This is a genomic window from Bdellovibrio sp. BCCA (assembly GCF_037996825.1).
Lineage (GTDB): Bacteria > Bdellovibrionota > Bdellovibrionia > Bdellovibrionales > Bdellovibrionaceae > Bdellovibrio.
In genome coordinates, this window is sequence record NZ_JBBNAC010000001.1 from 2,104,615 (window position 1) to 2,128,673 (window position 24,059).

Consider the following 24,059-nt stretch of genomic DNA (forward strand, 5'->3'; position numbering starts at 1 on the left):
CTCTTAAAAATTGAGATGAAACTATTCAGTGATCACCATCACGATAGATTTTGAAGCCTTCGAAGGACTTTTAACTGCGGAATCCGTCGTCGGAATTCCCGCTGTCTCTAAAGACTTTTTCACGCGCGCATCTGACGTATTAAACATCTCTTTGATCGCGCCTGGTCTTTCCGCCATGCTGTATGTGTCCACATCAATGCCTGAACTGTAGTCTTTCACATAGTCGCGAATGGCGTTATTGCGTTTTTTTACTAAATCTCTTTCTGCGGAAGAAAGTTTTTTTGCATCCTTGGAAGGATACTCCTTATCCGCCCAGGAAATAACCTTAAGCTCTTTGATATTGGCGTTTCGTCGCGCATCCGTAATCAAACGGCGCAAATCTTGTTTTGCGGTTTCTGTGAGTTCCGAAGAACCCTTTGCAAACGCAAACTCTGTGACATAGGGTGCTTCTTCCGCAGCGGCCACTTGTCTTGCTGAAGGGCTTGGCGTCTTCATCACTTCCCGTTTTTCTCTGGTAGAACATCCGATCACAAAAACACCGGAAATCAGCGCCATTGCAAAAACCATTTTTGTATTCATCGTAAGCTCCTTATTTGTTTGGAAGCTTTACGATAACTTTGCCGCGGCAAAAGACCAGCGCTGGTTGCGGATTCTGATAAATGTCACAGAATTTTTGTGTTTTCTAAAACATCTTCCCTGGGAATGTTCCCGGCTTTCTTTTTTTCTTTCATCCTTCAACTCTTACACGCAAGAAACGAAGGAGAAAAATATGGCTAAACCTTTAAAAGGAAAACGTGTCGCAATTTTAGCAACCGATGGTTTTGAAGAGTCCGAACTTTTTGAACCCAAAAAAGCTTTGGAGGATGCAGGGGCGGAAACCTCTGTGGTCTCTCTAAAAAAAGGAAAAATCAAAGGTTGGAATAAAGGTGACTGGGGAAAATCCATCTCCGTGGACTTAAGCTTAGATGAGGCTGATGCCGAAGACTTCGACGCGTTAATGCTTCCTGGAGGCGCCATGAATCCGGATCGCCTTCGCATAGATGAACGAGCTGTGGAGTTTGCTCAGGACTTTGTGGATGCGCAAAAACCTATTGCGGCCATTTGCCACGGACCGCAACTATTAATTGAAACAGGAATTTTATCAGGCCGCAAGGTGACCTCATGGCCTTCTTTGCGCACGGATATTATCAATGCCGGAGGCAAATGGTTTGATGCCGAAGTCGTGACCGACCAGGGACTTGTGACAAGCAGAAAGCCCGACGACATTCCTGCGTTTAATAAAAAAATGATCGAAGAATTCGGTGAAGGTTTGTACTACGACAGAGACGTGCATTCGCACCCGCACCATTAAGTATGAAACAAACAGAGGTTGCCGTTGTCGAATTCTTCCGGCGAAGACCAACCTTCGCGACGAGCAACCTCTAAAAGCCATTTGCGTGCATTGCCTTTGGTGGCGATGATGATTTTTTTGTGATGACTGATTTCAATAAGCTGAGAAAGTACATGACCGTAGGTTTCTTCGCTAAACGGATCGTACATATAATAAATTTCGGCTTCAGGAATTTGAAAACTCTTAAGCGATAAATCCTGCGTATAAAAATGCACGTGACTTTGCATGCCGAGATTTTCAGTGGTTGTTGAGGCGACCTCCACCCGATGAGGTACGTATTCGTATCCGATAAAATCAATATCCGGCCGAAGCAAACCGACAACCAAACCAACTCGTCCATAACCGGAACCCAAGTCGATAAAGCGGGCGCCTTCAGGAAGATTTAAGTGATGAAGTGCCAACGAAACCGTGGAGTATCCTGATTGCACTCCGACTCCGGCCCCTTCATAAAGACGTTCCGTTCCCTGCAAATCCGTTTTCATTCCCAAATCAATATCGTAATTCAAATTAAAGACTTCGTCTAAAGCATCAAAAGTACGGTACATGGAAAGCCCCAGGTGCAAACCCTGAGTTTTCTTTTCGACTTGCAGTTTGTTTTCTAACTCGAAAAGATCGAGCATCAATTTTAAAGATTTTTTCGCAAAAATTTTCTGCTCGGAATAAGGACGATCTTTAATAACGGAGATAACTTCTTGTTCTGCCCGCAAGGCCTGGGTGATGATGCTTTTAAGATTTTTTTCGGAAGATTCCTGAATGAAACTCTGTAGAAACTGAAGAGAAAACAATTCGACTTGGAAGTAAGGCCTTAAGAACTCGGTAAAAGATTTTTCTTTGACGGATCGATCTTTGTTTTGCAGCCACCGCTCTTCTTTAAGAAAGTTGGCGGCACATCCCAGAAAGGCGCTGTCGACAAAAAATTCGCCCAACTCGGAAGAGCTGAACGCCGTCAGCTCTTTTGCAAGATCCAGGTTTTCGGGCACCGTAAAGTATTGAAGCAGAACCCGTTGGGGATTTGTCATAAAGAAATGCTATCAAGGCGTGAAGGTTTAGCAAGAGAATAAAAAAATGGGGGAGGTCATCCCTCCCCCGGACTCACGAAGGGAACCACCAAACCTTCGAAGAGTCGCAACTTAAAATTTAAATCTATCTTCAAAACTTTTTCCGTTTTGCCTCTACTCTTACAGGCCTTCTTGCAACCGTGATCCAGAGTGCTGACATCACGACTCCCGAGTAGAAGAGGCAGAACATTGCTACGTCATGTAAATCCGTCATGTTCTTCTCCTTTTTGCGGCCTTCCTTGGCCTCCCAGAAACCTCGAAGTGCCATCCTAGCGTCTTCTTGTTTCCGTCTTAAGAGCGTCCTTGCTCTTGTTATATAGACTGCCGACTTCGCTTTCGGGGTTAAAGAAAAATGCTAAAAATGTGGGCAAAATGGTCGGAAGGAGAGATTTTTTTGTCTATTGCATTATATTGACTCTGGGGACGGGAAATGATTAATTATTACTTCCCTCGGACCTTTAAAAGGTCATTTTTCTTGTGCGCGCGGATGGTGGAATTGGTAGACACGTACGTTTGAGGGGCGTATGCGCAAGCGTGAGGGTTCAAGTCCCTCTCCGCGCACCACTTTTTCTTGTGGGAGTTTTATGGGCCCATCAGCCAAGAATAAAAATCTTACGGGCCTATACTACACTAAGATCGTCCAATCTCTAAAATATCTTGAATACAGCTACAACCGAACTTTGCAAATGCCATTAAATCCTTCCCAAATGTCCGACTCAGAGCTTGAAGCCTGGGATAGCTTCACAGCGCGCTTTGCAAGAACGTCAGATATTTTTCTAAGTAAATATATTAAAGCATTTATTTTAGCTGACGATCCGGCTTTTGAAGGTGGATTCGTTGATCAATTAAAACGTGCCGAGAGATTAGGTCTACTTCAAGATGTACCAATGTGGATGGAGATTCGAGAACTTCGAAATGCCACCGTCCATGAATACAGCGATCAGGATTTAGAAAAAATCTTTGAGAAAATCCGTCGATTTTCATCTTTTCTCTTTGAATTAAGAACGAAGCTTCCTCATGCGTCTGAGTTCTAAGGAAGTTTCAGCAATTAAAAATGCCTTTGCCCAACTTTTTCCCAATGCAGGATGCACCATCTACCTCTTCGGCAGCAGAACTCAAGATAATCGCAAAGGCGGAGACATCGATTTATTGGTCGTAACGTCCGATCGCTTCAAAGAAGAAATTGTGAATGGTAAATCCCGAATTCGTTTAAAAATCTTTGAAACAATTCCTGAACAGAAAATTGATATAACAGTCGCTACTCCTGTAGAGTTAGTTACTGATACATTTCTTCTATCAATTCAAGATGATTTGATAAGACTTTAGCTTACTTAACACCGTACCCACTTTAAAGAATGAGAAAACTCCAAACCAATTCACGTTATTTGGGTAAACTAAAGTTCATTTTAGAAACATTTCAGCCAAATTTAAAATCGCATCTGGTTTTTCGCGATGAGGGACGTGGCCGCAGTCGTTGATGATTTCTTTTTGTGCGGGGCCGGTCGCAAGCTCCGTGATCATTTCTGGGAATCTCACCGAGCCGTATTCGTCTTTATCTCCGTGAATGGCCAGCACCGGGCATTGTACTTTTGGAAGATCGTTTTTCAAACTCCAGCTTGCGAAATCTTTTGAGAGCCAAACTTCGGTCCACGCTTCCAGGACCCATTTGGATTTTTCACCGTGGTACTTTTCTAGCTTTGCAAAAACTTTTGGATCTGCAAAATCTATTTTAGCTTTCGAAATTCCTTCGCGTGTTCTATCTTCGACAAAGGCCTGTGCGGATTCTGTGATTATCGCTGTGCAACTGTCCTTGAAGGTTCCCGCCGCGACGACGGCCATGGCCCCACCCACGCTGTGACCGAAAAGAGCGAAATTTTTAATATCGAGAGCTTTTAAAACTGCGGGAAGATAGATTTCTGCTTCTTCACTTACAAAACGTACTGAAGGCAGTTCATTTCTTTTATCGGAACGGCCAAAACCCAAACGATCATAGGAAATCACTTCTCTACCCGTTACTTCACACAAACGAAGCGGAAAATCTCTCCATATTTCGGTGCATCCCAAGGAGTCATGCAAAAGAATTAGCGGAGCTTTATTTACAAGTCCCGGCTTCCAACGTTTTACATACACCTTTCCACCGGGAACATTCACAAAATTTTCTAAAATTTCAGTTGCTGGCTTCATTCTCTTATCAAAACTAAGTTTGACTCCAAAATTCAAGAGGCGGCATCACGGCGTTTTTATAGAGTTCAAACCAATGCTTGCGGTATTCCGGCGTGTACATATTTAAATAGGCCATGATTTCTCGCGTGAATTCAATAGGAGCAACTCCTGCGGCCGTAATAAGATTTTTATCTGTTACAGCAAGACTCTTAAGATAAAACTTTTCACCGCCATAAGATGGTACGATTTGCTTAAGCATATCCAAATCATTGCTTGTGTGGGGACGGTTATTCAAAAGGCCCGCGCGAGCGATTGCCACCGTTGCACCACAAATCGCAGCAACAAGAACTCCTTTTGATAGAAGAGCACTTGCAAGTTCAATCGCATTTTGATTTTGATTTGCGTCCATCCAACTGTCACTGCCAATGAGAATTAGGCCTTCAATAGTGTCCGGTGCTACTTCAGAAAGCGCCCTTTCAGGAACAATTGTCATTCCGCCAATACTTGAAATACTTTCACCTGTTGATGATGCGATAATAATTTTTTTCTTAGCCTGCCGAAGTTCAGGCAAAAGAAAAGCACCTTCCCAATCAGCAAATCCCTCTGGCAAATAGACAACCAATGATTTTTCCATCACGTCTCCAATAATTAGATTCAACCACTGAAATATTTGAATGACATCAAGAAAAAAAAATCAGTTTGTGTATTTTTACGTCTCAAAAACGCACAAAGTCACATTTTTCTGTATAAAAATTTGCACCGTCTCATCAAAGTCCCTATGGTGAATCTATGACTCAATCTCCAAGCATTCCCTTCGGGAAATCAGATTTATTGTCGTTAGGTGTGGAGGTGGAACTGCAAATCATTCACCCAGAAACTCGCAATCTCCACCCGATTTCACCAGATATTCTTCAGGAATGGTCTTTACCTGGACCTCACTTAAAGCCTGAAATATTTCAAAGTATGCTTGAAATCGACACACCTATTTGTAAATCCGCGCAAGAAGTAGAAGATGAACTTCTGCTTACAGGCCGTGAGCTTCTTCGTATCTGCAAGAAGAATGGCGCACGCTTAGCCTCGAATGGCACGCACCCGTTCGCTCGGTGGCATAACAGAATTTTTTATCCCGCTGAACGCTATCAATATTTGGTTGAGCGCAACCAGCATATCGCGCGTCGCTTGATGATCTACGGATTGCACGTTCATCTTGGAATGAAAAGTGGCGAACATTGCATCGAGATGATGAATGAGTTTCTTTACTATTTGCCGCACCTTTTGGCTTTGTCTGCAAGTTCTCCGTATTGGACGGGACACGATACGGGGCTTTGTTCTTCACGCATCACCGTTTTTGAAGCGCATCCTTCCGGAGGACATCCTTGTCGTGTAGAAAACTGGAAGGACTTTGAAAATATCGTTTATAAGCTGACAAAAAGCAATTCCATTGGCAGCGTCAAAGATATTTGGTGGGATATGCGTCCCAGCCCCAACTATGGAACTTTGGAAATTAGAATTTGTGATGGAGTTCCAGGAATTCGCAGAACCTCTCGACTTGTAGCTTTTATCCATCTTTTGGCTCGACACATTCAACGCCGTCTAGAGCAAGGAATACGCAGACCCATTCCCTCCGACTGGATGATCCGTGAAAACAAATGGCGCGCTTCCCGTCATGGCCTTGATGCCGAGATTCTTTTAGATAACGACGCCAATACCAAACCTGTCCTTCAAGACATTGAAGACCTGCTTTCAGAGATGAAAGAAGATATTTCCCAGCTTGGCTACACGGAATATATGAAGGACTTGCTTGAAATAGATATTAAAAACCCAAGCTATCAACAACAGCGTGACGTCTTTACAAAAAGAGAATCTTTCGAAGACGTCGTGGATTTTCTCTGCGACGGTTTTGAAAAAGATCTGGAAGTGGTTTAAGACTGATCATGCCAGCGCAAAATTCGTCTTGATCTCATTTTGAGACAAGGCAAATTAAGTCAAAGCGGATATATAAAATCTGAGAGCCTTTCGCTAGGCATTTCTTTTGAAATAAAAATCCGCATGAGAACTTCTCTGTCGGTTTTGCTATTTTCATTATTCATCACGATAAACACTTTTGCAGCGGAATCCGTTCGTCTTTTTGAATGGTCTCCAGGAAATACACTGGCTCCCCTTATCATTCCAGTCAGAAGCAATGAAACCCCTCCTGAAGCCGCGCAAAGATATTTGCGGGAGCTTTCTAAAAATCCGGACCTTATGGAACTCTTTGAGGGTCGCACTCCAGATCTGCGCTTAGAAGGTTTTAAACCCTTAGAGACGAACTCCCGTGAAACCCGCGCATTGATGATTGCAAATCTTCCCAAAGACTATACGAAGAATTCCCAACGTGTGGTGAACTTTAAAAAACTTTTTAAACAAGCCAAACACACGTCTTACATTCTACCTATCAATGCAAACTTGGGCCTTACGCAAACTGAAACCCGTGAACTCTTCCAGCAGGTGGCGGAAAAATTTCCTTTGATGGTTGCGATGGGCGGCGATGACGTGGACCCTCGTCTTTATAAACAAGAAAATTTCCATGCTCGCAATATTACGACGGCTCGCGATCAGTTTGAAATCGCCCTTATCAAGTCTTATGTTTCACAAGAAAAAGGATTTTTATTGGGAGTCTGCCGGGGATCGCAAATTTCTTCTGTGGCCTTAGGATACCAATTGATTCAAGACGTCCATTTCCACGTCGGCTCAGAGGTCGCGCATGCGAACGATTGGCATGACGTTGAAATTAAAGATACAAAATATAATATTCTAAAGTCTCTTGCGGATTCTTCGGGAAAAATGCACGTCAATTCTCTTCATCACCAATCCGTGATCTTTAAAGAAGGCGGCCCGCTTCAGATCGCGGCGCGCAGTCACGACGGTGTCACCGAAGCCACGGAGTTTAAAAACGGACGCGGTCTTTTATTGCAATTCCATCCGGAACTCATGAACAACGAACTGGGCGCAAAAATCCTCTGGAACGTTGTCCAACAAAAAAACCGTGTCATGCCTCGAAGCTGCTCCAAGGTTTTTTAACAATTACCATTGCGTCTTATTGCAGGTGTTCTAACATATAACTATGATTGAACAAACTTTCCTGCATCAAAAAGCGTATGCCCTTCAACTTCGCAAAGAGTCCATCGACATTCGCTTTGAACATCTTGATTCCCTAGAAAAGATGATCGAAAAAAATATCGCGGAAATTACATCGGCCCTAGCGCAGGATTTTAAAAAACCAGAAGCAGAAACGCTGATCACCGAAGTCTTTCCAGTCTTGCACGAGATTCGTCACATAAAAAAGCACCTAAAAAAATGGGCGCGACCTGAAAAAGTCAGAACTCCGCTTTTACTGACAGGAACCAAAAATCAAATCTATCGCGAACCACGCGGCGTTTGTTTAATCATCGGTCCTTGGAATTATCCCTTTCAGTTGCTGATGTCTCCCTTGGTCGCAGCGATCGCCGCAGGCAACTGCGTGTTTTTAAAACCTTCTGAATTCACACCGAATACAAGCCGCCTTGTTGCAAAACTTATTAAAGAAACATTTTCAGAAGAGCATATCACTGTGGTTGAAGGAGGCCCTGAAAAAACACAAGACCTTCTTCTGCTTCCTTTTGACCATATTTTCTTTACTGGAAGCACCCGGGTGGGAAAGATCATCATGGAGGCCGCGAGCAAACATCTTAGCAGCGTCACTCTGGAATTAGGTGGTAAATCACCCACTATCGTTGATTCCTCTGCAAACCTTCAAGACGCCGCTGAAAAAATCGCATGGGGAAAGTTTGTCAATGCGGCTCAAACATGTGTCGCCCCCGATTATCTTTTGGTTCAACAAAGCGTTCTCAACGAATTTAAGCGAGAGCTTATCGCCAAGATTGATAGTTTTTACGGGAAATCTGCTTTAGAAAAGAAAAACTCTCCGGATCTTGCGCGCATTATTTCTGGCAAACACACCGAAAGACTCAAGCATTTGATTGATGATGCCATCGCCACCAATGCCGAAGTGGTCTACGGAGGAGAGGTAGATCTTGCCACTCACTATGTCGCTCCAACCCTGATAGAAAAAGTAGACCCGCATAGCGCTTTGATGAAAGAGGAAATTTTTGGCCCTATTCTTCCGATAGTTACCTACAACGAAATTTCTGAAGCCATTCACTTTATCAATGAACGTCCCAAACCGTTGGCGCTGTATATTTACTCTCATAGCGAAATGAATATTCAAGATGTTCTCAAACAGACAACGGCCGGCGGAGTTTGTGTTAACGACTCTGTCATCCACTTTAGCAACCCTCACCTTCCCTTTGGCGGCGTCGGTGAAAGCGGTCTTGGCAGTTATCATGGGGTTTATGGATTTAAGGCCTTCTCTCACGAGAAAGCGGTTCTTCGTCAATCATGGCTGGGGAAAATGCTGCGATTGATTTATCCACCTTACACCGCGAAGAAATTAAATCTTTTCAAGACGATGCTGCGCTGGAAATTATTCTAATAAAAGAATTTTTTCCCGATCACCGACAATCCAAAGAACATCCCCTTTTTGCAGAGTTTCGCTGGAATCGGGATTTAGAATACGCTGCCCTTCGCGCTCAATGCCAACGACCAAGCCGTGAGTGGCTTCACGCAATCCACAATCGCGAATGCTTTTATTTAAGTACGGGGACTTTTCGCTTAAAAGATATTGTTCAAGACTGTATTCAGAATCCGATTCAGGAAAAACCGCGGCTTCGTCATCAGATTCAATAAAAAGCTTAAAACCAATCAACTGTTCATCGGTTCCAATGACGTGCACTTGATCGTGGGGCATGAGGGATTCGTTTCTTCCCGGAGCTGTGATACGGCGACGGCCCCGCTCAATCAAAGCAATCGTAACGCCAAATTTTTCTCTGATCGAAAGCATATGCAAAGGGACACCAACAAAGGGTGCTTCCGAAGGAATCGTGAATTCCGTAATATGCGCGTCCCAAGGAGCCAAAGCGCGATTGCTTTTTCTCGCATGTTTCTTTTGAACGTCATCGTGAAGATTTGAGAGGAATCTATTTTCAAACCATTGATAGACGTTGCGCAGTTTTTGCGAGAGTACGTAACCGACAACAACAACCATCCACAATGTGATACCAATCGCCCACCCCAACGGAACGAATTGCGCAACCATGGCCCCTAAAAGCCCCACAGCCAGCATGATTCGTGACACTAGGAAAACGTAGTTGTGACTGCCTTTTCCTTGCTCCATCAAAAGAATTTCAAACTGCTTTGTTCTTCCGAAAGCCAAGGCCCACAAAAACGGCGCACTTAAAAACAATGTCGCACTTAAAGAAATAAATTTCGCTGGTCCCTCTTCAACTTGTCGTTCAAGCAAAAACGGTAAAAACACCCGAGCCATTAACAAAAAGATCGCAACAACAACGACAGAGTTTAAAAGCACTTTTAAAATGTAGGCGCGAACCTGTTCTTTCCATTCTTTATTTCCCGACATCGAAAAAGAAATCACGCTGTAACTATCCAAAGCGGAAACTACTTTGGCCGGTAAAACTTTTTCTATAAGTCCGTAAACTTTTTCTGAAGCTCGCAACATATAAGGAGTCGTAAAGGCTGTGACAACAGAAACCGCGACTGCCATGGGATACATTTTTTCGCTGATAACCTTAAGGTTCAAACCCAATGTTGCAATGATGAATGAGAACTCACCAATCTGCGCAAGAGCCATTCCCGACTGCACGGAAGACTTTAAGGTTTGTCCAGCTAGTACGGAGCCCAAGGTGACGCTAAAGGTTTTTCCAACAATAACGACTGCGGAAAGAAGCAAAACCTCACGCCAATAAAGTGCGATCACATGTGGATCAATCAACATTCCGACAGAGATAAAAAACACAGCAGAGAAAAGATTTTTGATTGGAGCAACCAAGTGATGAATGCGTTCACCTTCGATTGTTTCAGCAAGGATCGAACCCATGATAAACGCACCAAGGGCTGAAGAAAACCCCACAGTCGTTGCGAAGACCACCATTAAAAGACAAAGCCCTACCGCCACAACTAAGACGGTTTCTTCTGTCAAAAGCTTCTGCGCACGTTTTAAAAAAGACGGCAGCATAAAAATGCCTGCAACAAACCAAATTGCCAGGAAGAATGAAAGTTTGACGATGGCACTTAGCATTTCACTTCCCGCAAAATCACGGGTTAAAGCCACCGTTGTCAGCAACACCATTAAAAGAACCGCAACAAGATCTTCGATGACAAGGACTCCAAAGACCATGCTGACAAATTTTAAGTTTTTAAATCCCAGTTCCTCGATGGTGCGAATGATAATAGACGTCGATGAAATCGATAAAATTCCACCAAGGAATAAACTATCCATGGTGCTCCATCCAAGAAGACGTCCAGTGACATAACCAAAGACAATCATCAAAGAGATTTCTAAGATCGCCGTAAAACTCGCCGTTCCACCAACGCGAAAAAGACGCTTAAAACTAAACTCAAGCCCCAACGCAAAAAGAAGAAAGATCACACCGATTTCGGCCCACAGATTGATGCTTTCCCCGCTCACCACCGTTGGAAAAATAGATGTCTTAGGTCCTACTAGGAAGCCTGCGACCAAGTATCCCAATACAATAGGCTGATTTAATTTTTTAAAGAGAAGAGTCACAAGACCGGCGGTTCCAAGAATGAGCGCCAGATCAGAAATCATCGAGGGTAGATTGTGCATACGTAAAAGTATGACAAGACTTTATTAATCCCACAAATAGAAAAGGCTCCCAGAGGGAGCCTTTTCACATCAATTCTTTGTCAGAATTAATTAGTGAGTTTGAAGAGCCGCGTTAACCGCTGCTTCCGCATTCACCAGACCTGAACCGTATTCGTTAGCAGTGTTAGGTCCCAAAGGTTGAGCTGTTTGCTTCAAGATTGCTTTTACTTGAGCGCCAGTCAAAGACTTGTTCGCCGCTTTCATCAATGCAACCACACCAGATACGTGAGGAGTTGCCATTGAAGTACCGTCAAACGCTGCGTAGTCAGTAGCCATCGTTTGCAAAGTCGCTTTAACAGTTTGACCTGCAGCGATTTGTTTTACGATTTCTTGACCTACAGTTTGTTCGATCATGAATACCGCGATTGGAAGAACAGAACCGTCTTCAGTCAATGCACCTTGGATCAAACCCGGAGCGTTGTTGTAGATAACTGCACCCAAAGCACCTGCTTTAATAGCGTTATCAACTTTTTCAGAGAACTTGATTTCGCCACGAGCGATCAAAGCGTATTTACCTTTAACATCGATTTTCGCGAAGTCTTCAGCTTTACCAAGACCTGCTGGAACAAGAACGTTTGTCTCAGGAGTCAAAAGTTCTTTCGCGCCTTGGAAAGTAGAAGCGTTTACTTTACCAGCTTTAGTGCCGATAGAGATTTCAACAGAAGCCTCGCGGCCTGTTCCTTGTGGTACAGAAGAAACTACTGCAACACCCGGAGCAACAACTGCAAGCTCTGGACCCCATTGAGAGAAGTCTGCTTTTTTAAGAGTATTGTCGATAGCGCCAACTGCGATCACTGTTGGAAGAGCTGCTGGATAAGAAACTTTGTTAGTTCCGTTGTTACCAGAAGCTGCTACTACTGTAACACCTGCTTTGTCAGCTTTGTTAACAGCATCGCGCTCAGCAGGAGTCGACCATGCGCCACCCAAAGACATAGAGATTACGTCTACTTTTTCTTGGATACCCCAGTTGATACCTTGAGCGATAGCGATGTTAGAGCAACCGTTCTCAGCACATACGCGACCTGCCAAGATTTTTGCTTTTGGAGCTACACCAGTGAAACCTGTTTTATCAAGAACACCAGCGATTGTACCCGCTACGTGTGTACCGTGACCAACGTGGTCTGTGAAATCAGAACCATTAGAGTCACCTGTGAAGTCTTGACCTTTTTCAAAGTTTGCAGCCAATGAAGGGTGAGCCTGGTCGATACCAGTATCAAGTACTAGAACGCGAGCGCCTTCACCTTTTTTAGCAGCTGCCCATGCTTGAGGAGCTTTTACAGCGTAGATACCCCAAGGAGTTCTTTGACCTACTTTTTGTTGAGATGTTTTCTTAGCCGCTGCCAAGAAACCTTTTACTGGACGTGGAGCTTCGTGGAAGATTTCTTTTTCAACGTAAGCTACAGCAGGATTTGCTTTAAGTTTTGTAACTTCAGCGTCATCCTTAGTGTTGATGATGAGTGTGTTCAAATTTTCAAGGCTGTCTTCAACTTGGCCTTCTACAGCAGCTGGTTGGCCGCCCAATTTGAATCCCTTAAGTGCATAAGACCCCTTCATCTTATACGCCATGTGTGCTGATTTGAAAGATTCTTTGTCTTTCATGATTACGATCACGCGCTCTGCATGAGCTGCTGTCGCAAACAACACTGATAGGATAAGTGCAAACACGTTGCGTTTCATTTAAATCCCCCCGATTCCATGGACTCCAACTATTGAAGTCCTTATGGAGGAGCACTTCATTTCAGGTTGTAAGATTTATCAAGACTCTTTTTGGAACCACCTACACTTTTTTTTTCGAGGCAAAAAAGTGAAATTTTCTGTCATGAATGACGTAGTTCCAAAGTGGCACCCCAGTTCAAAATTAGGACCAGAACGCGTCCAACTATTAATAACTCTTATAGAAGGTATCATTTATTTGAGGTCAAACTGCTTAATATTAAATCAAAGTTATTGATACTATGCGTCTTCATTTTCTTGTTTCCACGCAGTTTCAAAGTCTCTAAGACAGGGATCTTTTTACTCTGAGCGAACTCTTCTCTTCAATTTGAGCACGGTGAAAAGCATCTCAAAACTGTCGCGCACGATGTGCACATGCGACTCTTCCTTATGCTCCCAGCGAATCGGCACTTCGATCACGGCTTTTTGAAATTTCATTAAGAATAAAATCAATTCCACATCCCAAGAGAAACGCTGCACTTGCAGACGCGGAAGAACTTCGGTGCGAAAGAAAGAGTCATTGCGAAGAAGTTTGAAGCCACACTGCGTATCTTTAAAGGGAAGCCCGATAAAAAACTTTAAAATTTTATTAAAGGTCTTTCCCATGGTCTGACGAATCCAATGCTGGCGGATGATGATATCACTTTGCGGGAGAGCGCGGGAACCCATCACCAACGCCGCTTGCGAACTGTGCGCGGCTAACTTTTTTAACTCATCCCAGGGAGTTGCCATATCCGCATCGGCGATCAAAATCCATTCGGCAGAAGCCATTTGAAGTCCTGCATGAACTGCAGCTCCTTTACCTTGATTGACTGCAAGTGAGTGCAATTTCAAAAGAGGCCAATTCTTTTTTTCTTCTTCCACATAGGACGCGGTTTTATCTGTGGAGCCGTCGTTAACGACAATCACCTCTTGAATCACCCAAGGCGCTGGTTGCGCAACGAAAGAATTTAACACCTTCAGTGTTTCCGGCAAACGGTGCTCTTCATTGTAGGCGGGAATCACCACAGAAATCGAAATCATCAGTGACCGTGTCCGCCTTCAGAAGACTTGCCGACAGTCGAGCCCACTGGCAAAAAGAAGCTCAAAGGACTTGAGAAAAATCTTTTTGCCACCGCTTTACGAATCGCACGACGTTGCGGAGGGTTGATGCCGCGTGCTTTGATGGCCACCCACAAAGCCATTCCAAAACTCACACCGACGTTCAACGCTCCAATAAAGAAAATCCCCACGACGGCGCGCCAGAAGGCAGGCGTTTTTAAAAACTCCACACCCAATAAAGGCAATGCTCCTCCTAAGGTTCCCGACGACAAAGTCACGTGGCGAACATCCAAAGGAAGACCAATGAATTTCATGATCTCAGGGACCATTCCCAACATCACGCCTAAAGAAATATTTCCTAAAAGACCTGACATGTTTTTTTCTAAAAACACGGCGATGTTGCGCGCGCCATGACGACCAAAGATCGCGCGTAATGTAGGACTGCGTGCTAATGTTTTACGAAGAGAATGCAAGGCAAACCAATTGTCTCCCCATCCTGCGAAGATACTTGAAAGCCACAAGAGAGTTCCCGTGAAAGCGGCATACAGTACCGCGGGCCCCAAAATGTCGACAGAGTTAAAAGCATATTGCGCTTTCTGTGGTGACATCAAATGGTGACCGAACAACAGAAAAAATCCAGTATCAATCAACATCACGCAAGGAACGACAAACATCACGTTTCCTAAAACTGAAGCCACTTGCGAGCGCACCAAATGCACGATCTCTGTAACAAGATTTTCCATCCCCTCTTCAGTTCCGACATCTTGCATTTTTTCGGCTAAAGCTGGTGCCGTCATCGCGGGCTGTTTGGTCCCCAGAGTGAATCCTAACAAATGGATGGCCACGAAACTCAGAGCATAGTTCACCGAAGCTAAGAAGCCTTCCATAAATCCTGAAAGACCTAAAGCAATGATACCGATTTTGACGTACACCGTGATCGCGGTCACGGCTCCACCACCGCCGGCTGCTTGCACCATGTGACGGTATTGCTCTTTGGTGCGCGTGATATAATGCTCGCCTGTTTCTGCAGCTCGTTCGACCACCTTGCGTGCGAGAAGAGAAATATTTTGAGAGAACAAAGAACGAATGCTGCGCAGGTCCTGATTTTCTTCGACAAGTTTTGAAAGAAAACTTGTGACCTTCTTGCTGTCCAATTTTTCCGTGAGCAAAATTTCCAGAAGACTGTCAATTCTTTGCAGGAAAGTTCTAAGGCGAATCATTTGGAAAACAAGATTGATACTGACACCGAACTCATCCAGATGCTTGTGAACTTGACTGAGCTCGCGACGGCATTCCCAGATAATCATGCGAAAGCGCGACGCTTTCTCCAAAGTTAGTGAGGTGTCACCAGAATGATACGCGTTTGTGAATTCTTCAAGTCCACGCACCAGCGCAAAGAAAGCGGAATCGCGAAAGTTTGGTTTATCCAGACGCTCGCGAATAGCCGGAGAAAGACCAATCGCGCGCACTTGAATCACCAAGTAGACCAGCGCATCTTCTAAATCTGACTTTAAACGGTTCCAATCGGTTTCATCGGCTTCTACTTCGTAAAAGAAAAGCTCCGCGATTTTTTCAAAGGTGACGTTATCAATAGATGCCAGCCACATTGGGTCATCTTTATCTGGGAACAAAGCCCAAAACAAATACCCTAATTCGTGATCCAAGGGCGGCATCGGTAAAACCTTCATCGTCATACGATCTAAAAGCTCACCCCAAAGACCCAACTCTTTTGGAAGACCCGTTTCCGTATAAAGCTCCAGGCCACTGACCTCATGCACGACTGTTCGCAAAATTCCTGCGACCGATTTCTTCCATTCCGGATTGCGATCAAGGACCATCAAAAGAAAACGCAGGCGCGCCACCGGAAGACGGCCGGTTTCTTTTTCTAAATGAGAATCAACCGCCCCCTCGTAGCGAATCCACTGCATCAGCTTCACAAGCCACTGCAATTTGTCTTCAAGCTGCTTATTGTCTTTTGCCGACGCTAAAAGAACATCCAGATCACTATGGACCTTCCCACTTTGTTGGAATTTGATAAGTCGATTTCTAAACGCTTTAAGTTTTGTAAACATAAGTAAAGTTTACAGAATTACTTTTTAAACGCATCCCCTACGTGCATTTAAAATGCACTGCGACGAAAGTATCTCCGCGCAACATTTCGTGGCATTAACGCACAAAGTCCTCATGTGCTATGAAAGCCATTATGAAAAATGTTTCACTATTGATTTATATTTTCCTCTTGTCCTTGAACGCTCAGGCCCTTTCGCTTTCGTCAATCCAAGGAACGGATGTCGTCACCGAAAAAGAGCAACAGCTCCACTTTCCTTCGGAAAAGGCCGCCACAGTTGTGGTTTTTCTTTCAGCGAAGTGTCCTTGCTCGGCAAGCCATGAAGACATTTTGAAAACGCTCAGTGCTGAGTTTAAAGAATTTTCTTTCGTAGGTGTGCACTCCAATTCAGATGAAGCTTCTGACCTCACCAAAAAACATTTTTCTGAAAGCTCTTTTGCTTTTCCGATTGTTCAAGATAAAAAAAATACTCTCGCGAATACCTTAGGGGCCTTAAAAACTCCGCACGTTTTTGTTCTTAATAAAAATGGCGAAGTTCTTTACCAAGGCGGAGTCACAGACAGTCACGTCGGTCCTAGTGCGAAAAAGAATTTTTTAAAAGATGTTTTAGAAGATCTTCGCGCAGGTAAAACTCCTCGCCACAAAGAGGGCCGTGCACTGGGTTGTTATATCCAAAGGGAGGACGACTGATGAAATCTCTTTGCGCCTTGCTTTTTTTATTGCTGCCTTTGGCCTGCGCTAGACCGGATTACATTTCTTCTGAAGAGTGGCAGCATTTGAACAATCCGGCAACAGCCAACTCTTGCACCGGAGAATTTAAAACCGCTCACCTTTGTGCCATTTTAACTTGGACCAAAACCCCGAACAGCACTGAAGCGCAAGAGTTTGTTTTGGAATTACAAGGTGATGTCACTATCTCTGACGACCTGGCGATTATTCTATGGATGCCTTCCATGGGACACGGCTCAGCCCCCGTGAAGATCGAAAAGATTTCCGCCACTCAATATCGAGTCACCAATGTTTATTTTATTATGCCTGGCGATTGGGAAGTGCGCCTGACTTTGAAAAAATCCGGTCAGGTTCTGGATCAACTCTTTATTCCGATGATGGTCCCATGAATTTATTGACGGCACTCTTTTTGACTTTTCTTTCTTCCGCTAGTTGGGCTGCAAGTTGCTGTGGTGGTGGTTTTTCTATTCCTGCTCTGATTTTAGGGGACGACAAAGCGCAAATCACCAGCTCATACTCTTATTCGTCCGTGAGTGATGATGTTCTTAGCAGCGGACGTTGGTTAAAGCGTGGAGATAATAATTTGTCCCAAACTTTGAAATTAGAAGGTGCTGTTTTGATTTCCGAATCCATGCAAGCAGGATTTAGTCTTCCGGTCATGACTAAATCTGCTGACGGCTCAGCCGATTCTTCAGGATTAGGAGATGCCGCACTTTATTTTGGTCATGAAACTTTTCCTGAAAAAGGTTATTCGAAATGGAAACCTAAGGGTGTTACGTTTCTTCAGCTCACTTTGCCTACCGGAACATCTATTTATGATGCAACGGCGACTACCGCCAATGAAAGCCGTGGTCGCGGGTTTTACTCCTTAGGTGCGGGACTGGCACTTTTGAAATCCTGGAAAGTTTGGGATGCCAATTGGAGCTCCGAGGTTCATCGTTCTTTTTCAAAAAATACATCCAGTGCTTCTTACGGTGGAAATATCGAAGTGACACCTGGCTGGGGCACTTCGCACACTTTGGGAGTTGGTTGGAATCATGGCGATTACCGTGTGGGAAGTTCTTTAAGCTTTCTTTATGAAGAAGCCATTCAAATTCATGGCGCCACAAACTCAGACGGTGCCGCCCAGAAAAACTTCACGCTGGGAATTTCTGGAAGTTATATGCTCAATCTTGAATCCGCTGTGACTGTCAGTTATGCCGATCAAAGTTTGATTGGGAACCCTGTGAATTCAAGCCTATCAAAAACAATTAATTTAAGCTATCAACAGCGCTGGCCGCGCTAGGAGAATATATGAAAACATTTTTACAATTAACTCTAGCTGCATTTCTATTTTTAGGCGCAAACAGCGCACAGGCACTTTGCGAACACGGTGATCATGGCGGCGGCGGCCATCACGACCACAACACTCTTTGTCCTGTGTATTTTGCACTGGCTGATGTTTGCGCCGAAATTGAATTTACAAAAGGTCCGTTGAACGGTGATGAATCACAATTCTTGGTGAAATTCTTTGACCATAAATCAGCTCACGGTGAACACGTGATGGTGGACCCGCAAAATATTAAATTGGATTTATGGATGAATATGGGTGGTCACGGCCACGGTTCATCGCCAGTGAAAATCGTTAAACAATCACAAGGCGTTTACTTCGTGTCCGAGGCTTACTTTGTTATGTCGGGTCGTTGGAACATTCGATTTAATGTTGATGGTGAACAGTCTGAATTCACCGTCGATGTTCTGCCTTAATCAGGCTTCGATACAATAATAAGGAATTTCCACAACAGCGCGAATCCCTTTTCGCGCCATTGTTGCAGAGATGACGGCACGAATGCCCGTGATATTCTTACCCTTTGCTCCGATAATCTGCCCTAGGCATCTTTGGTCACACTCTACTTTATAGACTGTGGTCTTATCACCCATTGCAAAACCCACCGTGACAGTTTCTGGGTAATCCACCAAACCTCGGATAAGACGCTCCAAAAGCTGGCGCCCTTCTTCGCGATCAACGTCCGGGTTTTTGGATTCAGATCTTTTACGGATCACTTTGAGTTCGTTCGGGTCAGACATGTTCATGCAACTCCAGATTTGTTTGCTACCGAACCTTTCGGCGTTGTAATGATGGGACTAAAGGAAAAAAGTAATACAGAAGTATTATTTCTACTCCTTTTGGGCGATCCCGATGGTCGCTCTAAGAAACACCAGGAAGTCTCAAAAATCTACAGGTCTCTTAGAGGACTATCTCCAATATAACGAATTTATTCTTCTGGAGTTCCCATAATTAGAATATTACAAGTGAAAATTCGAAGGAAACATCATGGCTTTTTTAAGAGTTCGATTCATTTCTGTGCTATTCGTCGCTTCTTTGTTTAGTCTGGTTTCTTATGCGCAAGCGTCTTTAACGGCGGAAGACTCTTCTTGTCGTTGTGACATGAAAGTCGAAGATCCTTTAGAACAGCCGCAACGATTTTCTTTCGGTAAATTCAATGGACAGTGTATTGATTCCTGCCGTTTTCGTCCTGTGCATATTTTCAAGGATGAAAAAACACTGCACCTGGGAAACATTCTTCATTATGGAAAATACTATGAAGCACAGATTCCCCTTCAGGATTTGGACAAAATCGAAGTGGGCTTTGAAGAATTTGTTTTTGGCGTTTATCACGTGTTTTTGAAATTCACTGTGAAAGAAAACTCGTCAGCTCTTCTTTTAAAAGAGCAGCTTCATCCCGAACATCAATTGCAAACCCGGTCTCTCGTGATTTCTTCCGAAGGCGTTCCCCCTAAAGATCATAAGTACAGTCTGTGGGAAAGCTTTCAAGGTCATTACCTCCTCGCCCACCGTTTGGTGACCGGTGATGAATTGACCAGATGGCTTCAAGAATACAAACATCCGGTGATTTTACACACGCTTCAAATTTCTGACACTCAAGTTCCGCAAATTTTCCATAGGGCTATTCAAAAGAGTGCTTCCAAAAAACTGCAAGACGTCTATCAGCTTTTTTCCAACAATTGCTCAACATCTTCTTTGGGATTCATTGACGAGACGGAAGCCCTTCGCCCCAAAAACTTTTGGGAGAAATTTGAAGAATCACTGTCCGTCGCAGGACCTTTAGGAACCTTACGGATTTTAAGTTCCCACGGTCTTATTAAAGAATAACATCCTTGTGCTAATTATCAGGGACACCGTTTGTATTTTTTTGATCCTGTCTCTTTCTTTTTATAAATCGGACTACTCCTTCTATGCTGCTATTAAATATTTTTTGAAAAGGGAGAATTTATGAAAAAATCCCCAGGATCAAAAAAAGCATCTATGAGAGCCTCTGCTGAGAAACCTGTTGAACGAAACAATAAAAAAGATATTCCTCATAAAAAGGAACCCCATTTTGGTGGCGTGATTCACACACCGTCGGGAACTATCGAGGAAAACGTCGAAGAACAATCTCCTTAGACGGGAATGAAAAAAGTTTTGATCATCGGCGCCGGAGCCTCAGGATTGTCATGCGCTAAAACTTTGAGCGACGCTGGAGTTGCATGCCAAATTCTGGAGGCTCGCAATCGCATCGGTGGACGGATTTGGACATTACAGGCCTCTCCGGCTCACAATGTAGAGCTGGGGGCTGAGTTTATCCATGGCGCGCAGAAAGAATTAATAGATCTTTTAGAACGACATCAATTGAGTTTCGAAGATCTTTTGGATCACCACTTGGAGAGAAAAGACTCCGAGTTGAAAAACATTTCGGGATTCTGGGAAAAGGTCGAAAAGGTCAATGCGCTTTTAAATCCCAAAATAAAAAAAGACCGCTCCATGCAGGACTTTCTAATAGCGCACCGAAAGAAAATTTCCAACCTTAAAGACCTTTACGTGTCTTACCTTGAAGGATTTCAGGCCATGGATCTTCACTTAGCAGGAGAAAAAGGTCTGGCGGAATCTGAAAAAAAGGAAGTTCCGGAACTCAACGGCCAAAGTCAGTTTCGTCCTCTGCCCGGCTATAGCTCGGTGATGGAGGGACTTTTTAAAGATATTAAGCTTTCCTCTACAGAAATTCTTTTTGAACACGAAGTTCAAAAAGTTTTAACGGATGCAAAAAATCCAACGGTTGTCGCATTAAATCTAAAAAAGAATAAGCTTCAAAATTTCACAGCGCCTTTTTTGGTCTTAGCCCTTCCCGTCGGAGTTTTAAAAAGTTCCATTTATTTTGATCCTCCCCTTCCGGATTTAACTCAAGCATTAAGAACCGTAGAAATGGGACATGCCTTAAGAATCACTTTCCAGTTTAAGGAACGCTTTTGGGAAAGGCTTTCGAAAAAGCCCATAGCCTTTTTGCACATAGATACCAAGGAATATTTCCCGACATGGTGGACCCAGATGCCACGACGGACTCCTTTTCTCACCGCCTGGCAAGGAGGACCTAAAGCATTTGAAATCAGTCACCTTAAGGAATCAGAACAAGTGCAATTGGCCTTACAGACTTTGAGTAAAATCACGGATCTTTCATTCGCGACCCTAAAAAAAAATTACGTGAATCATTTTATGCACAATTGGACGCTGGATCCTTATACGCGAGGGTCGTATAGTTACGTGGGCGTTCACGAAAAAATCTCGTGGAAAAGACTGCAAAAACCATTTCATGAAAATATTTATTTAGCCGGAGAAGCTCTGTCTGAGGGCGCGGACCGTGGAACAGTTCAGGGTGCATTGAAATCCGGTCGCGAAGCTGCGGAAAAAATCTTACGGCGGATTTAGGTTTTTTTTAGTTCTTTAAGAGTTTTAACTGCTAATTTTAAATCGCTAATCAGTTCCTTTTTCATCTTGTCGGCTTGATCACTTCTGTAGTTTCTTAAAATCGCCGACGGATGCCACGAGAGAATCACCAACTCCCCACTGGGAAGTTCTTTAATTATTTTTCCCCGCTCTTTTCCTAGGGTCGGTATCCGGTCTAAAACACTGCGAGCTGCTGTCGCCCCCATGGCGACGATGATTTTAGGTTTCAGAACATCCCGTTGTTGTTGTAACCACGGACGACACGCTTTGATCTGTTGATAGTTTGGCTTATCATGCAGGCGTTTCTTTCCTGAAACGTGATGCTTAAAATGTTTCACCGCGTTCGTTAAATAAACCATGCGATCTTCTAAGCCCGCTTCTTCCATGCAGGCTTTCAAAATTTTCCCCGCAGGTCCGACGAAAGGCTCCCCTTGCAAATCCTCGTAGTGTCCGGGCTGTTCGCCGACGAGCATAATTTTCGCGGTCACCGCACCTTTCCCAAAAACAACCTGTGTTGCATTTTTATAAAGATCGCAATTTTGACAATCGGACGCAGCTTTTTCCAATTTTACGAGCGCTTCTTTTTTTGTTTCTTTTTTTATAATAGGCATAGCGTGCTTTCTTTTTTCTTTTTCATTTTCATTTTCATTTTCATTTTCATTTTGTTTTATTAAATAATTTTGCATGAGAAATTTCCGAGAATTCGAAGAAATACAAAAGCATGAATTGTATTTTCTCAATTCATATTCACATGCTTGCCTTTATGCGGACTTAAAACTTCTATGACTCCAGAGTTCAAAAATTTTAGAGCCGAAAAAACGGTTCATTAACAGGAGGACTATTTTATGCCAAGACAATCACACGAAACAGGACGTTCGCGTTCAAGTTCCAGCCGCGGTCGTCATGCGGCTTCAAGCCGAGGTTCGCAAGGTCGTAGATCGAGCTCTTCTTCATCTCGCTCATCTTCTCGAGGCGGAGGTCGTGGTTTTGCTTCTATGTCACCTGAAGAACATCGACGCATTTCTGCAATGGGTGGTCGGGCTAGTCATGGTGGCACAGGACGCAGCCATCAGGATGATTACGATCAAGGCACTCGACGTAGCAGCTCTTCCCGCAGCGGCGGATCATCACGTCGTGGCTTTGCAGCGATGTCGCCACAACAACGCAGCCGTATCTCAGCTATGGGCGGTCATGCCAGCCATGGCGGTCACGGCAGAGACTATGAGAGCGATTATGACCGTGATGATGGTCGCAGCAGCAGCAGACAAGGCGGACGACGTAGTAGTGGCGGATCCTCTCGTCGTGGATTCGCAGCTATGTCACCTGAAAAACGCAGCCGTATCGCAGCGATGGGCGGTCATGCCAGCCATGGTGGCCATGGTCGAGATTATGAAAGTGATTACAATGAGGGTCGCCGCGGTCGCAGCTGGAGAGACGAAGATTATGATGAAGATTACGACGATGACAGAATGCACGCTGGTTCTGAAGAAGACGAAGACTACGGAGATTATGACGAAGATTATGACACTGATTATGAACGCGATGAAGATGAAGACCGAGGATATCGCAGTCGTCAATAAGCAAAAAGCTGGCTCCTGAGAGCCAGCTTTTTTATTCACCCCCAGCCCAAGAAGGCGCGTCACTTGCCGGGAACGATTCTTCCGAAGCTTGATCTACTTTCGCGCTTCGAGGAGAGATTTCATTTTGTTTTTTACGGTTATAACCCCAGGCAATCGCAGCAGCACCGCTGGCCGCAACTCCCAATAAAATATATGACGTGAGTTTCATAACTGCCCCCTTTCCTTTCAAAAATAGACTTAAAAAGTTTTATGTCAACCCGTCGGAAGTACGTCACCAAAAGTCTTGAATTTATAATTTAACAACCGCTTCATATGTAAATACCCATTTTTGCCTGCAACAATTGCAAAACATATTGGATAGCACAATTCTGCACATAGGAGGTTTCTATGAAAAAACTAATCATGGCAACTTTTGTGTTCTTATTTGCTAGTGCTAGTATTGCGCAGGACTCTATGTCTGAGAGAACAAATGATGTCAATCAGACACCCAATCCTTACGTTCAAGACAAACAAACTGCCAAAGGCACAACGAAACAAAAACGCATCAGTAAAAAAGACAGATGGGAAGAGTCTGACTACTCTACTCAGGAGCAACGTGATCGCCGAAACATGAACAATACCCGGGACACAAATACAAATACCAACACAAATTCAACAGACGACAGTCGCAGTTATTAAATTTTTAAAAGCGTAGATTTCACAAATGGAAATCTACGCTTTTTTCCTGTTACAAATCCTCTTTCCGTTTTGTATTTAGTCAGCCCCGGAAAGACCTCCTTGCTCATAGGCGATTTTTTC

At 44.0% G+C, this 24,059-nt stretch carries 26 protein-coding genes and 1 tRNA gene; 16 read left to right on the forward strand and 11 right to left on the reverse strand.

Features of this window, described 5'->3' with window-relative positions; translation table 11 throughout:
- Positions 1-21: 21 nt before the first annotated feature.
- Positions 22-579, reverse strand: a complete 558-nt coding sequence (locus AAAA78_RS10410) for a hypothetical protein (RefSeq protein WP_340591969.1) — start codon at positions 577-579, stop codon at positions 22-24.
- A 190-nt stretch (positions 580-769) separates the two neighbouring features.
- On the opposite strand from AAAA78_RS10410, the gene AAAA78_RS10415 reads away from it, so the two are divergent.
- Complete coding sequence (locus tag AAAA78_RS10415; RefSeq protein WP_340591970.1) at positions 770-1,351, forward strand: type 1 glutamine amidotransferase domain-containing protein; 582 nt, start codon at positions 770-772, stop codon at positions 1,349-1,351.
- Here the strand turns inward: AAAA78_RS10415 and AAAA78_RS10420 are convergent.
- Entirely contained in the window at positions 1,348-2,409 is a 1,062-nt protein-coding gene (locus AAAA78_RS10420) for an SAM-dependent methyltransferase (protein WP_340591971.1), read from the reverse strand. The genes AAAA78_RS10415 and AAAA78_RS10420 overlap by 4 nt on opposite strands.
- A gap of 520 nt (positions 2,410-2,929) precedes the next feature.
- On the opposite strand from AAAA78_RS10420, the gene AAAA78_RS10425 reads away from it, so the two are divergent.
- The 3 genes from AAAA78_RS10425 (at position 2,930) to AAAA78_RS10435 (ending at position 3,774) form a co-directional block, all read left to right on the forward strand.
- Positions 2,930-3,012: transfer RNA gene (locus AAAA78_RS10425), tRNA-Leu, on the forward strand.
- A gap of 20 nt (positions 3,013-3,032) precedes the next feature.
- The gene (locus tag AAAA78_RS10430) at positions 3,033-3,482 is read left to right on the forward strand and encodes a nucleotidyltransferase substrate binding protein (protein ID WP_340591972.1); all 450 of its coding nucleotides are present in this window, start codon (positions 3,033-3,035) and stop codon (positions 3,480-3,482) included.
- Positions 3,466-3,774 (forward strand): nucleotidyltransferase domain-containing protein, encoded by a 309-nt coding sequence (locus AAAA78_RS10435; protein WP_340591974.1) that lies wholly within the window; start codon positions 3,466-3,468, stop codon positions 3,772-3,774. Before AAAA78_RS10430 ends, AAAA78_RS10435 begins: the two co-directional genes overlap by 17 nt.
- Positions 3,775-3,849: 75 nt before the next feature.
- On the opposite strand, the gene AAAA78_RS10440 is transcribed toward AAAA78_RS10435, so the two are convergent.
- Both AAAA78_RS10440 and AAAA78_RS10445 read right to left on the reverse strand, forming a co-directional pair.
- Positions 3,850-4,632 carry an alpha/beta fold hydrolase gene (locus AAAA78_RS10440; protein ID WP_340591975.1) on the reverse strand — a complete coding sequence of 261 codons (783 nt, stop codon included), beginning with the start codon at positions 4,630-4,632 and terminating at the stop codon, positions 3,850-3,852.
- 13 nt (positions 4,633-4,645) lie between these two features.
- The gene (locus tag AAAA78_RS10445) at positions 4,646-5,245 is read right to left on the reverse strand and encodes a type 1 glutamine amidotransferase family protein (protein WP_340591976.1); all 600 of its coding nucleotides are present in this window, start codon (positions 5,243-5,245) and stop codon (positions 4,646-4,648) included.
- A 155-nt stretch (positions 5,246-5,400) separates the two neighbouring features.
- On the opposite strand from AAAA78_RS10445, the gene AAAA78_RS10450 reads away from it, so the two are divergent.
- From AAAA78_RS10450 to AAAA78_RS10460, 3 genes are all read left to right on the forward strand, one after another.
- Positions 5,401-6,537 (forward strand): carboxylate-amine ligase, encoded by a 1,137-nt coding sequence (locus AAAA78_RS10450; protein WP_340591977.1) that lies wholly within the window; start codon positions 5,401-5,403, stop codon positions 6,535-6,537.
- A gap of 123 nt (positions 6,538-6,660) precedes the next feature.
- Positions 6,661-7,671, forward strand: a complete 1,011-nt coding sequence (locus AAAA78_RS10455; RefSeq protein WP_340591978.1) for a gamma-glutamyl-gamma-aminobutyrate hydrolase family protein — start codon at positions 6,661-6,663, stop codon at positions 7,669-7,671.
- Positions 7,672-7,714: 43 nt separating this feature from the next.
- Complete coding sequence (locus AAAA78_RS10460; RefSeq protein WP_340591979.1) at positions 7,715-9,121, forward strand: aldehyde dehydrogenase family protein; 1,407 nt, start codon at positions 7,715-7,717, stop codon at positions 9,119-9,121.
- Here the strand turns inward: AAAA78_RS10460 and AAAA78_RS10465 are convergent.
- From AAAA78_RS10465 to AAAA78_RS10480, 4 genes are all read right to left on the reverse strand, one after another.
- Complete coding sequence (locus tag AAAA78_RS10465) at positions 9,113-11,332, reverse strand: cation:proton antiporter domain-containing protein (RefSeq protein ID WP_340591980.1); 2,220 nt, start codon at positions 11,330-11,332, stop codon at positions 9,113-9,115. The two genes, AAAA78_RS10460 and AAAA78_RS10465, sit on opposite strands and share 9 nt — an antisense overlap.
- Positions 11,333-11,422: 90 nt before the next feature.
- Complete coding sequence (locus AAAA78_RS10470; RefSeq protein ID WP_340591981.1) at positions 11,423-13,048, reverse strand: S8 family serine peptidase; 1,626 nt, start codon at positions 13,046-13,048, stop codon at positions 11,423-11,425.
- A 336-nt stretch (positions 13,049-13,384) separates the two neighbouring features.
- Positions 13,385-14,107, reverse strand: a complete 723-nt coding sequence (locus AAAA78_RS10475) for a dolichyl-phosphate beta-glucosyltransferase (RefSeq protein WP_340591982.1) — start codon at positions 14,105-14,107, stop codon at positions 13,385-13,387.
- Positions 14,107-16,197, reverse strand: coding sequence for a site-specific recombinase (locus AAAA78_RS10480; RefSeq protein WP_340591983.1), 2,091 nt, complete (start codon positions 16,195-16,197; stop codon positions 14,107-14,109). The genes AAAA78_RS10475 and AAAA78_RS10480 overlap by 1 nt, the downstream gene beginning before the upstream one ends.
- A gap of 131 nt (positions 16,198-16,328) precedes the next feature.
- Between AAAA78_RS10480 and AAAA78_RS10485 the strand changes: the two genes are divergently transcribed.
- Genes AAAA78_RS10485 through AAAA78_RS10500 form a run of 4 tightly spaced genes read left to right on the forward strand, consistent with a single transcriptional unit; the run spans position 16,329 to position 18,668 of the window.
- Entirely contained in the window at positions 16,329-16,883 is a 555-nt protein-coding gene (locus AAAA78_RS10485) for a DUF6436 domain-containing protein (RefSeq protein WP_340591984.1), read from the forward strand.
- The gene (locus tag AAAA78_RS10490; protein WP_340591985.1) at positions 16,883-17,311 is read left to right on the forward strand and encodes a serine protease spb1; all 429 of its coding nucleotides are present in this window, start codon (positions 16,883-16,885) and stop codon (positions 17,309-17,311) included. The genes AAAA78_RS10485 and AAAA78_RS10490 overlap by 1 nt, the downstream gene beginning before the upstream one ends.
- Positions 17,308-18,207, forward strand: a complete 900-nt coding sequence (locus AAAA78_RS10495; protein WP_340591986.1) for a serine protease spb1 — start codon at positions 17,308-17,310, stop codon at positions 18,205-18,207. Before AAAA78_RS10490 ends, AAAA78_RS10495 begins: the two co-directional genes overlap by 4 nt.
- A gap of 8 nt (positions 18,208-18,215) precedes the next feature.
- Complete coding sequence (locus AAAA78_RS10500; protein WP_340591987.1) at positions 18,216-18,668, forward strand: FixH family protein; 453 nt, start codon at positions 18,216-18,218, stop codon at positions 18,666-18,668.
- On the opposite strand, the gene AAAA78_RS10505 is transcribed toward AAAA78_RS10500, so the two are convergent.
- Positions 18,669-18,989, reverse strand: coding sequence for a KH domain-containing protein (locus tag AAAA78_RS10505; RefSeq protein WP_340591988.1), 321 nt, complete (start codon positions 18,987-18,989; stop codon positions 18,669-18,671).
- A 247-nt stretch (positions 18,990-19,236) separates the two neighbouring features.
- Between AAAA78_RS10505 and AAAA78_RS10510 the strand changes: the two genes are divergently transcribed.
- From AAAA78_RS10510 to AAAA78_RS10520, 3 genes are all read left to right on the forward strand, one after another.
- Positions 19,237-20,076, forward strand: coding sequence for a DUF4105 domain-containing protein (locus AAAA78_RS10510; protein WP_340591989.1), 840 nt, complete (start codon positions 19,237-19,239; stop codon positions 20,074-20,076).
- A gap of 120 nt (positions 20,077-20,196) precedes the next feature.
- Positions 20,197-20,367 (forward strand): hypothetical protein, encoded by a 171-nt coding sequence (locus AAAA78_RS10515; protein ID WP_340591990.1) that lies wholly within the window; start codon positions 20,197-20,199, stop codon positions 20,365-20,367.
- Positions 20,368-20,373: 6 nt separating this feature from the next.
- On the forward strand, positions 20,374-21,663 hold the full coding sequence (locus AAAA78_RS10520; protein WP_340591991.1) for a flavin monoamine oxidase family protein: 1,290 nt from the start codon (positions 20,374-20,376) through the stop codon (positions 21,661-21,663).
- On the opposite strand, the gene AAAA78_RS10525 is transcribed toward AAAA78_RS10520, so the two are convergent.
- A complete protein-coding gene (locus AAAA78_RS10525; RefSeq protein WP_340591992.1) occupies positions 21,660-22,367 on the reverse strand; it encodes a UdgX family uracil-DNA binding protein in 708 nt (235 codons plus the stop codon). The two genes, AAAA78_RS10520 and AAAA78_RS10525, sit on opposite strands and share 4 nt — an antisense overlap.
- A gap of 159 nt (positions 22,368-22,526) precedes the next feature.
- Between AAAA78_RS10525 and AAAA78_RS10530 the strand changes: the two genes are divergently transcribed.
- Entirely contained in the window at positions 22,527-23,261 is a 735-nt protein-coding gene (locus tag AAAA78_RS10530; protein WP_340591993.1) for a KGG domain-containing protein, read from the forward strand.
- Between the two features lie 31 nt (positions 23,262-23,292).
- Here AAAA78_RS10530 and AAAA78_RS10535 read toward each other — a convergent pair whose 3' ends face one another.
- Positions 23,293-23,469, reverse strand: a complete 177-nt coding sequence (locus AAAA78_RS10535; protein WP_340591994.1) for a hypothetical protein — start codon at positions 23,467-23,469, stop codon at positions 23,293-23,295.
- 179 nt (positions 23,470-23,648) lie between these two features.
- Here AAAA78_RS10535 and AAAA78_RS10540 point away from each other — a divergent pair, with 179 nt between their 5' ends.
- The gene (locus tag AAAA78_RS10540; RefSeq protein ID WP_340591996.1) at positions 23,649-23,939 is read left to right on the forward strand and encodes a hypothetical protein; all 291 of its coding nucleotides are present in this window, start codon (positions 23,649-23,651) and stop codon (positions 23,937-23,939) included.
- Positions 23,940-24,059 lie beyond the last annotated feature (120 nt).

Bases quoted from the DNA above. Each gene is read 5' to 3' on its own strand.
- AAAA78_RS10410 (WP_340591969.1), bottom strand. From the start codon at position 579: ATGAATACAAAAATGGTTTTTGCAATGGCGCTGATTTCCGGTGTTTTT.
- AAAA78_RS10415 (WP_340591970.1), top strand. From the start codon at position 770: ATGGCTAAACCTTTAAAAGGAAAACGTGTCGCAATTTTAGCAACCGAT.
- AAAA78_RS10420 (WP_340591971.1), bottom strand. From the start codon at position 2,409: ATGACAAATCCCCAACGGGTTCTGCTTCAATACTTTACGGTGCCCGAA.
- AAAA78_RS10430 (WP_340591972.1), top strand. From the start codon at position 3,033: ATGGGCCCATCAGCCAAGAATAAAAATCTTACGGGCCTATACTACACT.
- AAAA78_RS10435 (WP_340591974.1), top strand. From the start codon at position 3,466: ATGCGTCTGAGTTCTAAGGAAGTTTCAGCAATTAAAAATGCCTTTGCC.
- AAAA78_RS10440 (WP_340591975.1), bottom strand. From the start codon at position 4,632: ATGAAGCCAGCAACTGAAATTTTAGAAAATTTTGTGAATGTTCCCGGT.
- AAAA78_RS10445 (WP_340591976.1), bottom strand. From the start codon at position 5,245: ATGGAAAAATCATTGGTTGTCTATTTGCCAGAGGGATTTGCTGATTGG.
- AAAA78_RS10450 (WP_340591977.1), top strand. From the start codon at position 5,401: ATGACTCAATCTCCAAGCATTCCCTTCGGGAAATCAGATTTATTGTCG.
- AAAA78_RS10455 (WP_340591978.1), top strand. From the start codon at position 6,661: ATGAGAACTTCTCTGTCGGTTTTGCTATTTTCATTATTCATCACGATA.
- AAAA78_RS10460 (WP_340591979.1), top strand. From the start codon at position 7,715: ATGATTGAACAAACTTTCCTGCATCAAAAAGCGTATGCCCTTCAACTT.
- AAAA78_RS10465 (WP_340591980.1), bottom strand. From the start codon at position 11,332: ATGCACAATCTACCCTCGATGATTTCTGATCTGGCGCTCATTCTTGGA.
- AAAA78_RS10470 (WP_340591981.1), bottom strand. From the start codon at position 13,048: ATGAAACGCAACGTGTTTGCACTTATCCTATCAGTGTTGTTTGCGACA.
- AAAA78_RS10475 (WP_340591982.1), bottom strand. From the start codon at position 14,107: ATGATTTCGATTTCTGTGGTGATTCCCGCCTACAATGAAGAGCACCGT.
- AAAA78_RS10480 (WP_340591983.1), bottom strand. From the start codon at position 16,197: ATGTTTACAAAACTTAAAGCGTTTAGAAATCGACTTATCAAATTCCAA.
- AAAA78_RS10485 (WP_340591984.1), top strand. From the start codon at position 16,329: ATGAAAAATGTTTCACTATTGATTTATATTTTCCTCTTGTCCTTGAAC.
- AAAA78_RS10490 (WP_340591985.1), top strand. From the start codon at position 16,883: ATGAAATCTCTTTGCGCCTTGCTTTTTTTATTGCTGCCTTTGGCCTGC.
- AAAA78_RS10495 (WP_340591986.1), top strand. From the start codon at position 17,308: ATGAATTTATTGACGGCACTCTTTTTGACTTTTCTTTCTTCCGCTAGT.
- AAAA78_RS10500 (WP_340591987.1), top strand. From the start codon at position 18,216: ATGAAAACATTTTTACAATTAACTCTAGCTGCATTTCTATTTTTAGGC.
- AAAA78_RS10505 (WP_340591988.1), bottom strand. From the start codon at position 18,989: ATGTCTGACCCGAACGAACTCAAAGTGATCCGTAAAAGATCTGAATCC.
- AAAA78_RS10510 (WP_340591989.1), top strand. From the start codon at position 19,237: ATGGCTTTTTTAAGAGTTCGATTCATTTCTGTGCTATTCGTCGCTTCT.
- AAAA78_RS10515 (WP_340591990.1), top strand. From the start codon at position 20,197: ATGAAAAAATCCCCAGGATCAAAAAAAGCATCTATGAGAGCCTCTGCT.
- AAAA78_RS10520 (WP_340591991.1), top strand. From the start codon at position 20,374: ATGAAAAAAGTTTTGATCATCGGCGCCGGAGCCTCAGGATTGTCATGC.
- AAAA78_RS10525 (WP_340591992.1), bottom strand. From the start codon at position 22,367: ATGCAAAATTATTTAATAAAACAAAATGAAAATGAAAATGAAAATGAA.
- AAAA78_RS10530 (WP_340591993.1), top strand. From the start codon at position 22,527: ATGCCAAGACAATCACACGAAACAGGACGTTCGCGTTCAAGTTCCAGC.
- AAAA78_RS10535 (WP_340591994.1), bottom strand. From the start codon at position 23,469: ATGAAACTCACGTCATATATTTTATTGGGAGTTGCGGCCAGCGGTGCT.
- AAAA78_RS10540 (WP_340591996.1), top strand. From the start codon at position 23,649: ATGAAAAAACTAATCATGGCAACTTTTGTGTTCTTATTTGCTAGTGCT.